General features: G+C 44.7%; 11 protein-coding genes and 1 riboswitch. Of the genes, 4 read left to right on the forward strand and 7 right to left on the reverse strand.

From position 1 onward, the window contains the following. Positions 1 to 12: 12 nt before the first annotated feature. Positions 13 to 273, reverse strand: a complete 261-nt coding sequence (locus ACQEXT_RS14900) for a hypothetical protein (RefSeq protein ID WP_138972850.1) — start codon at positions 271 to 273, stop codon at positions 13 to 15. Positions 274 to 431: 158 nt separating this feature from the next. Further along, entirely contained in the window at positions 432 to 989 is a 558-nt protein-coding gene (locus ACQEXT_RS14905) for a TMEM165/GDT1 family protein (RefSeq protein ID WP_331427152.1), read from the reverse strand. A gap of 90 nt (positions 990 to 1,079) precedes the next feature. Continuing rightward, a riboswitch (yybP-ykoY riboswitch) is annotated at positions 1,080 to 1,218 on the reverse strand. A 211-nt stretch (positions 1,219 to 1,429) separates the two neighbouring features. On the opposite strand from ACQEXT_RS14905, the gene glyQ reads away from it, so the two are divergent. The 3 genes from glyQ to ACQEXT_RS14920 all read left to right on the forward strand — a co-directional run bounded on the left by glyQ (position 1,430) and on the right by ACQEXT_RS14920 (position 5,963). After that, the gene (glyQ, locus tag ACQEXT_RS14910; protein ID WP_138972852.1) at positions 1,430 to 2,353 is read left to right on the forward strand and encodes a glycine--tRNA ligase subunit alpha; all 924 of its coding nucleotides are present in this window, start codon (positions 1,430 to 1,432) and stop codon (positions 2,351 to 2,353) included. 2 nt (positions 2,354 to 2,355) lie between these two features. Continuing rightward, positions 2,356 to 4,422, forward strand: coding sequence for a glycine--tRNA ligase subunit beta (gene glyS / locus ACQEXT_RS14915; protein ID WP_426952790.1), 2,067 nt, complete (start codon positions 2,356 to 2,358; stop codon positions 4,420 to 4,422). A gap of 290 nt (positions 4,423 to 4,712) precedes the next feature. Then, entirely contained in the window at positions 4,713 to 5,963 is a 1,251-nt protein-coding gene (locus tag ACQEXT_RS14920; protein ID WP_426952792.1) for a valine--pyruvate transaminase, read from the forward strand. A gap of 201 nt (positions 5,964 to 6,164) precedes the next feature. Here the strand turns inward: ACQEXT_RS14920 and ACQEXT_RS14925 are convergent, their stop codons facing one another. The 5 genes from ACQEXT_RS14925 to dnaA all read right to left on the reverse strand — a co-directional run bounded on the left by ACQEXT_RS14925 (position 6,165) and on the right by dnaA (position 13,037). Beyond that, positions 6,165 to 6,599, reverse strand: coding sequence for an Hsp20 family protein (locus ACQEXT_RS14925; protein WP_426952793.1), 435 nt, complete (start codon positions 6,597 to 6,599; stop codon positions 6,165 to 6,167). A 362-nt stretch (positions 6,600 to 6,961) separates the two neighbouring features. Next, positions 6,962 to 9,379 carry a DNA topoisomerase (ATP-hydrolyzing) subunit B gene (gene gyrB / locus ACQEXT_RS14930; RefSeq protein WP_426952795.1) on the reverse strand — a complete coding sequence of 806 codons (2,418 nt, stop codon included), beginning with the start codon at positions 9,377 to 9,379 and terminating at the stop codon, positions 6,962 to 6,964. 13 nt (positions 9,380 to 9,392) lie between these two features. Beyond that, positions 9,393 to 10,475 (reverse strand): DNA replication/repair protein RecF, encoded by a 1,083-nt coding sequence (gene recF, locus ACQEXT_RS14935; protein WP_426952797.1) that lies wholly within the window; start codon positions 10,473 to 10,475, stop codon positions 9,393 to 9,395. 1 nt (position 10,476) lies between these two features. Further along, positions 10,477 to 11,577, reverse strand: coding sequence for a DNA polymerase III subunit beta (dnaN, locus tag ACQEXT_RS14940; protein WP_138972858.1), 1,101 nt, complete (start codon positions 11,575 to 11,577; stop codon positions 10,477 to 10,479). Between the two features lie 53 nt (positions 11,578 to 11,630). After that, on the reverse strand, positions 11,631 to 13,037 hold the full coding sequence (gene dnaA, locus ACQEXT_RS14945; RefSeq protein ID WP_138972859.1) for a chromosomal replication initiator protein DnaA: 1,407 nt from the start codon (positions 13,035 to 13,037) through the stop codon (positions 11,631 to 11,633). Positions 13,038 to 13,445: 408 nt separating this feature from the next. On the opposite strand from dnaA, the gene ACQEXT_RS14950 reads away from it, so the two are divergent. Then, the gene (locus ACQEXT_RS14950; protein ID WP_138972860.1) at positions 13,446 to 14,192 is read left to right on the forward strand and encodes an amino acid ABC transporter substrate-binding protein; all 747 of its coding nucleotides are present in this window, start codon (positions 13,446 to 13,448) and stop codon (positions 14,190 to 14,192) included. Positions 14,193 to 14,238: the final 46 nt, after the last annotated feature.

Consider the following 14,238-nt stretch of genomic DNA (forward strand, 5'->3'; position numbering starts at 1 on the left):
GCAGCCGTTACTTTATTCGTCGTATTCTATGGTGTGAATTTCAGCCTGAAGTTTATTGATCTGCTTTCTCATGGCACGCATCTCTTCATGCATCGGTATTATGTGAGCGACTCGAATCCAAGCCTCAACCGTCAAGCCAGTCAAAATGAACGTACCCGCAACAATGGGCAACCACATGTCCGTTAGCACCATAGCCAGCAAACACAACACAAGGCCAAAGGTGAACAAGTAACTCTGACTTCTAGGGGTGATCCCCGTATAACGTGTAAGCATCGTATCGCCCTCTCGCTATCAATCACACGGTTAAATTACCATGACAAACATGACACTAATATGTCAGCGATCACGTCTACGAACGATTTCAATCCATACTTTGAACTGACGCATTTTAAAGGCTAGCTATTGATATTTAACACCATATCCTTAGCAAACTACGAGTAAATTGCAGCACCAGTCGCTAAGGCGATGAATAGCAAAGCGGTCACTTTTCGGATCAAATCCAGTGGCATTTTGTCTGCTGACAGTTTACCGATCAGTACCACGGGCACATTGGCCAAAAGCATACCGATTGTGGTGCCAAGAACAACCAAACTCAGAGCATCCGCATATTGCGCACCTAAAATTGAGGTTGCGATTTGCGTTTTATCTCCGATCTCAGCGACAAAAAATGCAATAAAACTGGCGATGAAAGGTCCTCGATTCGAAATCTGTTCATCGTCATCAAGTTTGTCTGGTATCAGTACCCAGGCGGCCATAGCGACGAAACTGACCACCAGCACCCATTTTAAAACTTGCGGTGAAAGATAATCAGCAACGACAACACCTAGCCATGCTGCTAACGCGTGGTTGGCAATAGTGGCAAGAAAAATGGCTGCGATAATAGGTATAGGTTTACGGTATCGACTCGCTAACAGGAGTGACAATAATTGAGTCTTATCACCGATTTCCGCCAGTGCGACGGTGGTAATAGAAATAGCTAAAACGCTCAAGACATGCTCTTTTGAGGTAGGGATTATTTTTAACCAAAGACAAACCTCATGCCCCACCCCGGTTCATGATGATTTGTCTAAGGTCTTGCTAAACACGAGTGACGTTTTTGATGGTTATCTGTCACTACTCGTCTCGAACGCCATGATGATTTTGCATCAATTATGTTGACGAACGAACCTATTATCCCAGTGTTGATAAATAGGTAAGCTACTCCCCAAAGACAGCGGAATTCTATCGCTCCCCTTAGCGATTCTCAAGTAGGAAACTACAAATAAACTCCCTTTTAGGAAAATTTGGTTAGATAAGGCAGAAAAATTCTATTAAAGGGGATTTTTGCCTATCAATTAGTCAAGATTACCTCTACTCCCATGCCTAATATCTGGGTATACTTGATTGTTATTTTTTATCAATTTTAGACACAAGAATCGCGCGAATTACTATGCAAAAATACGATATCAAAACCTTCCAGGGAATGATCCTCGCGCTGCAGGATTACTGGGCACAAAATGGCTGCACAATCGTTCAGCCTCTAGATATGGAAGTAGGTGCAGGCACCTCTCACCCAATGACATGTCTACGTGCACTTGGCCCAGAGCCAATGTCGACAGCTTACGTTCAACCTTCACGTCGTCCAACCGATGGCCGTTATGGTGAAAACCCGAACCGTCTGCAGCACTACTATCAGTTCCAAGTAGCTCTAAAACCATCTCCGGATAACATTCAGGAGTTGTACCTAGGCTCGCTTGAAGTTCTTGGTATCGACCCGCTAGTTCACGACATCCGCTTCGTAGAAGATAACTGGGAAAACCCAACACTAGGTGCATGGGGTCTTGGTTGGGAAGTATGGCTAAACGGCATGGAAGTGACTCAGTTTACTTACTTCCAGCAAGTGGGCGGCCTTGAGTGTAAACCAGTGACTGGCGAAATCACTTACGGTATCGAACGTCTAGCGATGTACATTCAAGAAGTGGACTCTGTTTATGATCTAGTGTGGAACGTCGCTCCAGACGGTAGCAAAGTCACTTACGGTGATATCTTCCACCAAAACGAAGTTGAGCAATCAACGTACAACTTTGAGCACGCAGACGTAGATTTCCTATTTAGCTTCTTCGATCAGTGTGAAAAAGAGTCTAAGCAACTACTAGAGCTTGAGAAACCTCTTCCTCTACCTGCTTACGAGCGCATCCTGAAAGCGGCACACGCCTTCAACCTACTTGATGCACGTAAAGCAATCTCTGTAACAGAGCGTCAACGTTACATCCTTCGTATCCGCAACCTGACTAAGTCAGTTGCAGAAGCCTACTACGCATCTCGCGAAGCGCTTGGCTTCCCTATGTGTAAAAAAGAAGGTGAGGAGAAGTAATCATGGCTAAAGAATTTCTAATTGAACTCGGTACAGAAGAGCTACCACCAACGCAACTTCGTACATTAGCAGAAGCGTTCGCAGCAAATTTCGAAGCTGAGCTAAAAGGTGCAGACGTTGAACACCAAGGAGTGAAATGGTATGCCGCTCCTCGTCGTTTAGCTCTTAAAGTATCAGCACTGGCTGAAGGTCAAGCAGACAAAGTCGTTGAAAAGCGTGGTCCTGCTGTTGCTGCTGCTTTCGATGCTGAAGGTAACGCAACCAAAGCAGCACAAGGCTGGGCTCGCGGCTGTGGTATCACAGTTGACCAAGCTGAGCGCATGGTCACGGACAAGGGTGAATGGCTACTGTTCAAACAAGAAGTAAAAGGCCAAGCAACCTCAGAAATCGTTGTGGAACTTGCTGCTAAAGCTCTTGCTGATCTACCAATCGCAAAACCAATGCGTTGGGGCGATAAAGCAACACAATTTATCCGTCCAGTGAAAACGCTAACCATGCTTATGGGTTCGGATCTGATCGAAGGTGAAATCCTTGGAGTTGCGTCAAGCCGCACTATCCGTGGTCACCGCTTCATGGGTGAACAAGAGTTCACTATCGACTCTGCAGAGCAGTACCCAGCGATTCTAGAAGAACGCGGTAAAGTAATGGCAGATTACGAAGCACGTAAGGCGATCATTCTCGCTGACGCACAAAAAGCAGCGGCCGCCGTTGGTGGTATTGCCGATCTAGAAGACGACTTAGTAGAAGAAGTGACTTCTCTTGTTGAGTGGCCTGTTGTACTTACGGCAAAGTTTGAAGAAAAGTTCCTAAAAGTGCCTTCTGAAGCTTTGGTTTACACCATGAAAGGTGACCAAAAGTACTTCCCTGTATACGATGAAAACAAGCAGTTGCTACCAAACTTCATCTTTGTATCGAATATCGAATCAAAAGAGCCACGCTACGTAATCGAAGGTAACGAGAAGGTTGTACGTCCACGTCTAGCGGATGCAGAATTCTTCTTTAACACTGACCGCAAGCGTCCTCTTATCGATCGTCTTCCTGAGCTAGAACAAGCTATCTTCCAAAAGCAACTTGGTACGATCAAAGACAAAACTGACCGTATTACCGCTCTTGCTGGCTACATCGCTAAGCAGATCGACGCTGATGTTGAAAAAGCAACTCGCGCAGGTCTATTGGCTAAGTGTGACCTAATGACTTCAATGGTATTCGAATTTACCGATACTCAAGGGGTTATGGGCATGCATTACGCCAAGCATGACGGTGAAGATGAACAAGTTGCACTGGCGCTGTACGAGCAATACATGCCTCGTTTTGCTGGTGACGACCTACCAAGCACAGGTATCTCTTCAGCAGTCGCTATGGCGGACAAACTAGACACTATCGTCGGTATCTTTGGTATTGGCCAAGCACCTAAAGGCTCAGACCCATTTGCACTTCGCCGCGCTTCTCTAGGTGTACTACGTATCATCGTTGAAAACGGCTACAACCTAGACCTCGTTGATCTTATCCGCGAAGCAAAAATCCAGTTTGGTAACAAGCTGACCAATGACAACGTTGAGCAAGATGTTATCGAGTTCATGTTGGGTCGTTTCCGCGCTTGGTATCAAGATGCAGGCTTTAGCGTAGATATCATCCAAGCAGTACTAGCGCGTCGTCCAACCAAACCAGCAGACTTTGACCAACGTGTTAAAGCGGTATCTCACTTCCGTGAATTGGAAGCGGCAGAAGCACTGGCAGCAGCGAATAAACGTGTCGGTAACATCCTTGCTAAATTCGATGGTGAACTGGCAGCAGAGATAGACCTAGCTCTTCTCCAAGAAGACGCAGAAAAAGCACTAGCTGAAAGCGTAGAAGTGATGACTGAAGCTCTTGAGCCAGCATTTGCGACAGGTAACTACCAAGAAGCATTAAGCAAGCTTGCAGACCTACGTGAACCTGTTGATGCGTTCTTCGATAACGTAATGGTTATGGCGGATGATGAAGCGCTTAAGACAAACCGTCTAACGCTACTGAATAATCTACGTAACCTATTCTTGCAAATTGCTGATATCTCACTACTACAGAAGTAAGCATTAATCGTAAGAATCGATTAAAATCACCAAGAGTAAGGGAAGCAAATGCTTCCCTTTTTTCTTTGCCTTCCAGCGAACTCGCGACAGATTGCTCACGATAACACTCCAAACATCGATCCGATGAGACTGGATTTGTGATCAGAAAGTAAATTATTTTCTGCCATGCTTAGATTGGCTCTTTGCGTTGTACTCACATTAAGGTATGTTCAAGGATTATTCGCTTTACTAGCTGTTTCTAGTAACTCATTACACTTAAAGCAATCACAATGAATTAGGTATAACTACAAATGCAATTCTCGAAGTTTGGTGAAAAATTTAATCAGTATTCTGGTATCACACGATTGATGGATGATTTAAATGATGGTCTGCGTACCCCAGGAGCCATTATGCTCGGTGGAGGTAACCCAGCCGCAATTCCAGCTATGCTCGAAGACTTTCGCCAAACCAGTGAAGAGATGCTCGCCAGTGGCGAATTGATCGCAGCCATGGCCAATTATGATGGTCCGCAAGGCAAAGATGCATTTGTTAAAGCACTCGCTAACTTATTGAAAGAGACTTATGGTTGGGATATCAGCGAGAAGAACATCAGTCTAACAAATGGCAGTCAAAGTGGTTTTTTCTACTTATTTAACCTGCTTGCAGGTCAGCAGCCAGATGGCTCGCACAAAAAAATTCTGCTGCCTTTGGCTCCTGAGTATATCGGCTATGGCGATGCTGGGGTTGATGAGAACATCTTTATCTCTTACCACCCAGAGATAGAATTACTCGATAATGGCCTATTCAAATATCACGTCGACTTTGAGCAACTTAAAGTTGATGAGTCCGTGGCGGCTATCTGTGCATCACGCCCGACTAACCCTACAGGTAATGTTCTAACGGATGAAGAGATTCACAAGTTGGACAAACTCGCACGTGAAAACAACATTCCACTGATTATCGATAACGCTTACGGACTGCCATTCCCAAATATCATCTTCGAAGATGTACAGCCATTTTGGAATAAGAACACCATCTTATGCATGAGCCTATCAAAACTAGGTCTACCGGGTGTTCGCTGCGGGATTGTCATCGCCAATGAAGAAATAACTCAAGCACTGACGAATATGAATGGCATTATCAGTTTAGCACCGGGGAGCATAGGGCCAGCGATCGCTCATCATATGATTGAAAAAGGGAACTTACTGAAACTCAGTTCAGAGGTAATTAAACCTTTCTACCAACAAAAGTCACTTCGTGCTGTTGAACTGCTGCAAAACGCAATTACCGATCCGCGTTTTCGTATTCATAAACCGGAAGGCGCTATTTTCCTTTGGTTATGGTTTGATGAACTTCCAATCACAACGATGGAACTTTATCAGCGTCTTAAAGCTCGTGGGGTTTTGATTGTACCTGGAGAGTATTTCTTTATCGGTCAGGAAGATGACTGGGAACACGCTCACCAGTGTTTACGTATGAACTATGTGCAAGATGATGAGATGATGCAGAAAGGTATCGATATTATCGCTGAAGAAGTAGCGCGAGCCTATCAAGAGGCTTAATTTCATCAGAAGTAAAACAGCCCAAAGCTAGAACAACCAGAGACAGCAACAATCAACGCTGCCAATACCACTTTTCTCATTCTATTTTCCAAGTTTATTAATTGTCGACGCAGAAACTACTGATGGATAGAATTGAGAGCAATAAAAAAGAGCGCTCATAGGCGCTCTTTCACTCTCAGCTCTCATTTATGAGACGGAATATTAACCTTCAATGAGTTTTTGACCATTGATAGCAATCTTACGTGGTTGCATCGCTTCAGGGATTTCGCGTTCAAGATCAATGTGGAGAAGACCATTTTCCATGCTCGCTCCGACAACTTTTACATAGTCTGCTAGCTGGAACTTACGCTCGAAATCGCGCTCTGCAATACCTTGATAAACGTATTTTTTCTCTTCTTCGGTTTTACGCTCGCCTTTGACGATCAGCATGTTGTCATTTTGAGTTAAATCTAACTGATCTTCAGCAAAGCCCGCCACAGCCATAGTAATACGGTAGTGATTATCGTCTTGCTGCTCAATGTTGTATGGAGGGTAACCACCTGAAGAGTTCTTCGAAGAGTTCGCTTCCATCATGTTGAACAGACGATCGAAGCCAATTGCATTGCGGTATAGTGGAGTGAAATCTACAGTTCTCATAGTGCTATCCTTTTAGTAAGCAATAGTCTTAGTCGTGAGTTTGCGTGGTTCGATACTATGATCGTAGCCTTGCCGACTAAGGGACTCATTGACTATTCCTCTGGCTGCCTCTGTTAGGTCTAAGCACGGGGACATAGCAACGAATCAAGTTTTAAATTGTGTGCCTTTAAGGTCATCCTCTCTTGAGCGATACCTTATCAGCGGTCCAGAGGTTCTGTTTCTTCTCTTTTGAGCAAGACAGCTTTCCTCTTCAACCATAGATATGTGGTTGGGGTAAATGAGTTTCAAGGGATAAAAGTAAAAAAGCGCAAATCTTTCGACCTGCGCTTTTTCTAGGGACTCACTGCTAGTCACTAGGAACTTTATACATCCAAATTAGCTACTTTCAGTGCATTCTCTTCGATGAAGTTACGACGCGGCTCAACTTGGTCACCCATTAGAGTCGTGAACAATTGGTCAGCACCTACGGCATCTTCAATCGTTACTTGCATCATACGGCGCGTTTCTGGATCCATTGTGGTTTCCCAAAGCTGATCTGGGTTCATCTCACCTAGACCTTTGTAACGCTGTAGGCTAAGACCACGACGAGATTCTTTAATTAACCACTCTAAAGCCTCAACAAAGCTAACAACAGGCTGAGTACGCTCACCACGTTTGATGTAAGCGCCCTCTTCAATTAGACCGTCTAATGCTTCAGACAGCGTCGCAAGTTTTCCGAACTCTTTCGAGTTAAGCAGATCAATGCTGAGTACATGTTCGTGCGTCACACCATGAGTACGTACAATGATCTTAGGTAGGCTTAGACCAAGCTCTGCATGCTGTTCCACTTCGAAGCTGTATTGGCTAGCACCGACTTCTTTCGCGTTCAACTGCTCAACGAGAGTTTTCGTCCAAGCTTCGACAGCAGCAGAGTCATTACATTGCTCTGCCGTTAAACGTGGTACGTAGATAAGCTCATGCACCAGTGCGCGTGGGTAGCGACGGCTCATACGATCCACCAGCTTAATACCCGCATTGTACTGCTGAACTAACTTCTCTAATGCTTCACCAGACAATGCTGGTGCTTGTGCATTCACATGTAGAGATGCGCTATCTAGAGCCAGTGCCACTTGATACTGGTTCATCGCATCTTCGTCTTTAATGTACTGCTCTTGCTTGCCTTTCTTCACTTTGTATAGCGGTGGCTGAGCAATGTACACGTAGCCACGCTCAATGAGTTCAGGCATTTGACGGTAGAAGAAGGTCAATAGAAGCGTACGAATGTGCGAACCATCGACGTCAGCATCGGTCATGATGATGATGTTGTGGTAACGCAGTTTATCTGGGTTGTACTCGTCACGACCGATACCACAGCCAAGAGCGGTAATAAGCGTTGCAACCTCTTGAGAAGAAAGCATTTTGTCGAAACGTGCTTTCTCAACGTTCAGGATCTTACCTTTAAGCGGTAGGATAGCCTGATTCTTACGGTTACGGCCTTGTTTTGCGGAGCCGCCTGCCGAGTCACCCTCCACTATGTAGAGTTCAGACAGCGCTGGATCTTTTTCCTGACAGTCTGCCAGTTTACCAGGTAGGCCCGCTAGGTCTAACGCGCCTTTACGACGAGTCATTTCACGAGCTTTACGCGCCGCTTCACGAGCACGTGCCGCATCGATAATTTTAGAACAAACCATCTTCGCTTCTGTTGGGTTCTCAACTAGGAACTCAGACAGTTTTTCACCCATTGCAGACTCTACCGCAGACTTCACTTCAGAAGAGACCAGTTTGTCTTTAGTTTGGCTAGAGAATTTCGGATCTGGAACTTTAACAGATACAACAGCGGTTAGACCTTCACGAGCATCATCTCCCGATGTCGCTGTTTTTGCCTTCTTAGAGAAGCCTTCTTTGTCCATGAAAGTGTTCAGGGTACGAGTCAATGCCGCACGGAAGCCGGCCAAGTGCGTACCACCATCACGCTGAGGAATGTTATTGGTGAAACAGTAGATATTCTCTTGGAAACCATCGTTCCACTGCATCGCAACTTCAACAGCAATGCCATCTTCACGTTCGAAGTCGAAGTGGAAGATCTTGTCAATGATTGGGGTTTTGTTGGTGTTAAGATGTTCAACGAATGCTTGGATACCACCTTCAAACATGAAGTGGTCACTCTTATCTTCTTCTCGCTCGTCGATCAATTTAATCGAGACACCTGAGTTTAGGAAAGACAGTTCACGTAGACGCTTAGCGAGAATATCGTAGTGGAATTCCGTGTTAGTAAAAGTCTCTGCACTCGGCCAGAAACGGATCTTCGTACCCGTTTTATCTGAATCACCAATCACTGCTAGTGGCGCTTCAGGCTCACCATGACGATAGGTTTGCGTATGGATATGACCGCCACGATGAATCGTTAGCGTTACTTTTTCAGACAAGGCGTTTACTACTGAAACACCTACACCGTGTAGACCACCCGAAACTTTGTACGAGTTATCATCGAACTTACCACCAGCATGAAGTACTGTCATGATAACTTCAGCCGCAGAGACTTTCTCTTCTGGGTGCAATTCTGTCGGAATACCACGACCATCATCGCTTACAGAAACTGAGTTATCCTCATGAATTGTCACAATGATGTCTTTACAGTGACCTGCTAACGCTTCATCAATTGAGTTATCCACCACCTCGAAAACCATGTGGTGCAGACCGGTGCCATCATCCGTGTCGCCGATGTACATACCAGGACGCTTACGAACCGCATCCAGACCCTTTAGTACCTTAATACTCGATGAATCGTAATTTTCAGACATGAGTTTTCTTCCGCTATTTATTTTGCTCTATTGTGCCATGTTCCACATGGAACATCCTGCCATTTTCGTCTTGCATATCTGCAATTTGACTGTCAGTAATAGAGCTTACAAAAACTTGAGCCCCCGTCGCTTTCAAGCAATCCGCTAGGCGCTTACGACGTTGGCTATCTAATTCAGATGCAAAGTCATCAATTAAGTAGATACATTGCTTGCCAGTCATTTCAGTAAGATGTTGTCCCTGAGCCACACGCAATGCACAAACCATTAACTTTAACTGACCACGTGACAGTACATCCTCAACAGGTGTGCCATTCACTTTGATGCGTAAATCCGCTTTATTAGGACCACTAAATGTGTACCCTAATGCTTGATCACGCTCGAAATTTTTTTCCAGTATATCTTGGTATGGCGTCTCTTTATCCCATCCACGATAATACTTCAGTTGAATCTCAAATTCGGGTAAGAATGTCTGACAAATTTCTTCAGCCTTTACCCTCATTTGCTCGACATATGTCGCACGCCACTGACTAATATTCTCAGCCAAACGAGCCATTTCTTGATCCCAGTAACTCAGCTCTCGATAACTGGTTGCTGTTTTTAATAACGCATTTCTTTGCTTGTTGAGACGCTTGAAACGACCCCATGCATCATAAAATGCAGACTCGGTATGAAACACACCCCAGTCAATAAATGCACGGCGATGTTTAGGACCATCGGTCAGCAAATCAAACCCTTCAGGGTGGATCAACTGCAGAGGTAATACTTGTGCCAGTTGTGCCAACTTTTGTCCAGACTGACCGCCTATTTTAACCTCTGTTGAGCCGTCACGCTGCTTATTAATGCCAATTGGTAGCTCAAATTGATCCGAGTTCAAAAAACGCCCATGAACAAACAGCTCATTGCAGTCATTTTGAATCACTCTGCCTGTCAGAGAACTCTTAAAAGAGCGACCATGCCCAAGCAGGTAGATGGCCTCGAGAATGCTAGTTTTGCCACTTCCATTGGGCCCAATAAGAAAGTTAAAGCCTGCTGATAGTTCAATATCACAGGCTTTAATGTTTCGAAATTGCTGAATAATAAGACGTGAAAGCGGCATGCTAGAGTCGAATTGGCATTACCACGTACATCGCACTGTCATCATCGGCATTTTCAATCAACGCACTGGCGTTGGCATCCGACATTGACACTCGTACTTTCTCACAACGAATTGTATTAAGCACATCGAGAACGTAGCTCACGTTAAAACCAATCTCGATAGGTTCACCTTCAAAACTGACATCTAACATCTCTTCAGCTTCTTCTTGTTCTGGGTTGTTCGCGGTAATACGCATTTCCGCATCAGCAAGATTCACTCGAACACCACGGAATTTTTCGTTCGATAGAATAGCAGCACGAGAGAAAGCTTGACGTAGCTCATCGCAGCCTGCTTCAAGTGTTTTGGTCGTACTCTGTGGCATTACGCGTCGGTAATCAGGGAAACGACCATCAACGAGCTTCGAAGTAAATACGTAGTTATTCACCTCTGCACGAACATTAGAGCTACCGATCTGCAAAACAACAGGCTGCTCAGGTGCATCGAGTAATTTAACCAGCTCCAGTACACCTTTACGCGGTACTATAATCTGTTTTTGTGCAAAATCAGCACTTAGCTGAACTTGTGATACCGCCATACGATGGCCATCCGTCGCAACACTGCGTAAGGTGGTACCATCGATTTCAAACAACATACCATTGAGGTAGTAACGCACATCTTGGTTTGCCATAGAAAACTGCGTTTTTTCCACTAAACCACGCAACTCAGCTTGAGTCAGTGATACCTCAACTTCACTTTGCCAATCTTCAATATTTGGAAAATCATTCGCAGGAAGTGTGGATAGCGAAAAACGGCTACGCCCAGAACGAACCTGAACGCGATCACCTTCCAACACAAAAGTAATCACCGAGTCATCAGGAAGACCACGGCAGATATCGAGGAACTTACGAGAAGGAACGGTAATGCTGCCAGCTTCGAATTCACCTTCCAATGTCACACGGCTAATCAGCTCAACTTCAAGATCCGTCGCCGTCATCGATAGCACGTTATCTTCTACCTTTAACAGTAGGTTGCCCAAAATTGGCAATGTTGGTCGACCACCTAACGCACCTGAGACTTGTTGAAGAGGTTTAAGCAGGTGGCTACGCTCAATGGAAAATTTCATAGGATGCTCTTATCCGAATTCGTTGGTTATTTCGTTGCTAAGGATACTGCGAATTAAGAAGAAAGGGTACGAATCAAATTCGAGTAATCTTCTTTAATATCGTGGCTCTCTTCACGCAGTTGCTCAATCTTACGACATGCATGAAGTACAGTCGTATGATCACGACCGCCAAATGCATCACCAATTTCTGGCAAACTGTGGTTAGTCAGCTCTTTCGCAAGAGCCATAGCAAGTTGGCGCGGGCGCGCAACAGAACGAGAACGGCGCTTAGATAACAGATCCGCGACTTTAATCTTGTAGTATTCAGCTACCGTTTTTTGAATATTATCAATGGTAACTAACTTCTCTTGTAACGCTAGCAAATCTCTAAGCGCTTCACGAACAAAGTCGATAGTAATTGGACGACCGGTAAAGTTGGCGTTTGCAATAACGCGATTCAATGCCCCTTCCAGCTCACGAACATTAGAACGTAAACGCTTAGCAATAAAGAAAGCAACCTCGTCAGCGAGGTGAATCTGGTGATCTTCCGCTTTTTTCATCAAGATCGCGACGCGAGTTTCTAGCTCAGGTGGTTCGATCGCAACCGTTAGACCCCAACCAAAACGCGATTTAAGACGATCTTCTACACCACTGATCTCTTTCGGATAGCGGTCAGATGTCAAAATGATCTGTTGGTTACCTTCCAGTAAGGCATTGAAGGTATGGAAAAATTCTTCTTGTGAGCGCTCTTTATTGGCAAAGAACTGAATGTCATCGATAAGAAGTGCATCGACACTGCGGTAATAGCGCTTGAACTCTTCAATCGCGTTATTTTGGAGCGCCTTAACCATATCTTGAACAAAACGCTCAGAGTGCATGTAAACGACTTTTGCATTGGGCTTGTTATCAACAATCGCGTTGCCTACCGCATGCAATAAGTGTGTTTTACCTAAACCTGTACCACCATATAAAAATAGCGGATTGTACGCTGAGCCAGGATTATCAGACACCTGACGCGCAGCCGCTAAACCTAACTGGTTCGATTTACCTTCAACAAAGTTGGTGAACTTATGTTTTGGGTTAACGTTTGAGCGATGGTTGATGTCAGCAATCGCTTGAGCGTCATCATCCCAAGTTTTATGAACAGGTTTACGTGCTTGAAGTTGCGCAGGAGCAGAGGATTCTGCCGCCACATCCGCAGGTGTACGTTTCGGTGCAGGGGTCGGCGCTGCCACACGACGGCTACCTACCTCAAAACGTAGGCTTGGTACGTCGTTACCACAGTATTCCTGCAACAGACGATTAATGTTGTTTAGATATTTGTCACGTACCCAGTCCAATACGAAACGGTTTGGGGCAAATAAAGTGAGCGTATTGTCATTGAGCTCCGCTTGTAACGGACGAACCCACATGCTGAATTCAGTTGCTGGTAGCTCTTCTTGAAGCTGTTGCAAACATTGCAACCAAAGCGAAGATGACACGGTGCCCCCACTCGAAGTAATTGATCTGAAAAGATTGGCAATTTTACCTGTTGATAACCAAGATCGCCAGCAAATGATCGACGATCCAGTGAATAAGATCCAAGTTATTCACAATATTTTCGACATTATTCGATGGATCCTCACAACCTGCCCCATTTTTACTCACACATTGATCCACATATCTCCAATATTGGCTTGATCTTTGGGTTGGTGATAAGTCTGTGAATTAAGCGTTTTCTCTTCGCTTGATTTCATGCGGATTTGTGTCTTTATTCACCAATAATTTCCACCACTGATGGAAAAACAGACAGCTTATTACTCTAGTTTCTAGTTTATTTCTCTTGGTTATTTATCTATTCATCTAAACTGACAGTAGTATTTATCCCCATAATCATGTGGAGTTGTAAAATGAAAAACTGGATTAAGGCTGCCGTTGCAGCTATCGCGCTTTCTGCGGCTACTGTACAAGCTGCTACTGAAGTAAAAGTTGGCATGTCGGGTCGTTACTTCCCGTTTACCTTTGTTCAGCAAGATAAGTTACAAGGCTTTGAAGTCGATCTATGGGATGAAATCGGCAAACGCAACGACTACAACGTAGAATATGTAACAGCTAACTTTTCTGGTCTATTTGGTCTGCTAGAGACGGGGCGCATTGATACTATCTCTAACCAAATCACTATGACTGATGCACGTAAAGCAAAATACCTTTTTGCTGACCCATACGTGGTAGACGGTGCTCAAATCACCATTCGCAAAGGTAACGATAGCATTAAGGGCATCGAAGACCTTGCGGGTAAAACAGTAGCAGTAAATCTTGGTTCAAACTTTGAGCAATTGCTGCGTGCTTACGATAAAGATGGCAAGATCAACATCAAAACTTACGATACAGGTATCGAACACGATGTTGCTTTAGGTCGCGCTGATGCGTTTATCATGGATCGCTTGTCAGCACTTGAACTGATCAAGAAAACAGGCCTGCCGCTAGAACTTGCTGGCCAACCATTCGAAACCATTCAAAACGCTTGGCCATTCGTTAATAACGAAAAGGGTGAAAAGCTTCAAGCTGAAGTAAACCAAGCGCTTGCAGCAATGCGTGCTGACGGTACTCTAGAGAAAATCTCTCAAAAATGGTTCGGCGCTGACATTACTCAGTAAGCCTGTATACTCTCTATCTCATCTGAGATAGGACACCTTAACCCAC

The sequence above is a fragment of the Vibrio sp. TRT 29B02 genome, from assembly GCF_050113655.1.
In the GTDB taxonomy this organism is placed as follows: Bacteria; Pseudomonadota; Gammaproteobacteria; order Enterobacterales; family Vibrionaceae; genus Vibrio.

Coding starts and splice junctions, on each gene's coding strand:
- ACQEXT_RS14900 (WP_138972850.1), bottom strand. CDS start 273: ATGCTTACACGTTATACGGGGATCACCCCTAGAAGTCAGAGTTACTTG.
- glyQ (WP_138972852.1), top strand. CDS start 1,430: ATGCAAAAATACGATATCAAAACCTTCCAGGGAATGATCCTCGCGCTG.
- glyS (WP_426952790.1), top strand. CDS start 2,356: ATGGCTAAAGAATTTCTAATTGAACTCGGTACAGAAGAGCTACCACCA.
- ACQEXT_RS14920 (WP_426952792.1), top strand. CDS start 4,713: ATGCAATTCTCGAAGTTTGGTGAAAAATTTAATCAGTATTCTGGTATC.
- ACQEXT_RS14925 (WP_426952793.1), bottom strand. CDS start 6,599: ATGAGAACTGTAGATTTCACTCCACTATACCGCAATGCAATTGGCTTC.
- gyrB (WP_426952795.1), bottom strand. CDS start 9,379: ATGTCTGAAAATTACGATTCATCGAGTATTAAGGTACTAAAGGGTCTG.
- recF (WP_426952797.1), bottom strand. CDS start 10,475: ATGCCGCTTTCACGTCTTATTATTCAGCAATTTCGAAACATTAAAGCC.
- dnaN (WP_138972858.1), bottom strand. CDS start 11,577: ATGAAATTTTCCATTGAGCGTAGCCACCTGCTTAAACCTCTTCAACAA.
- ACQEXT_RS14950 (WP_138972860.1), top strand. CDS start 13,446: ATGAAAAACTGGATTAAGGCTGCCGTTGCAGCTATCGCGCTTTCTGCG.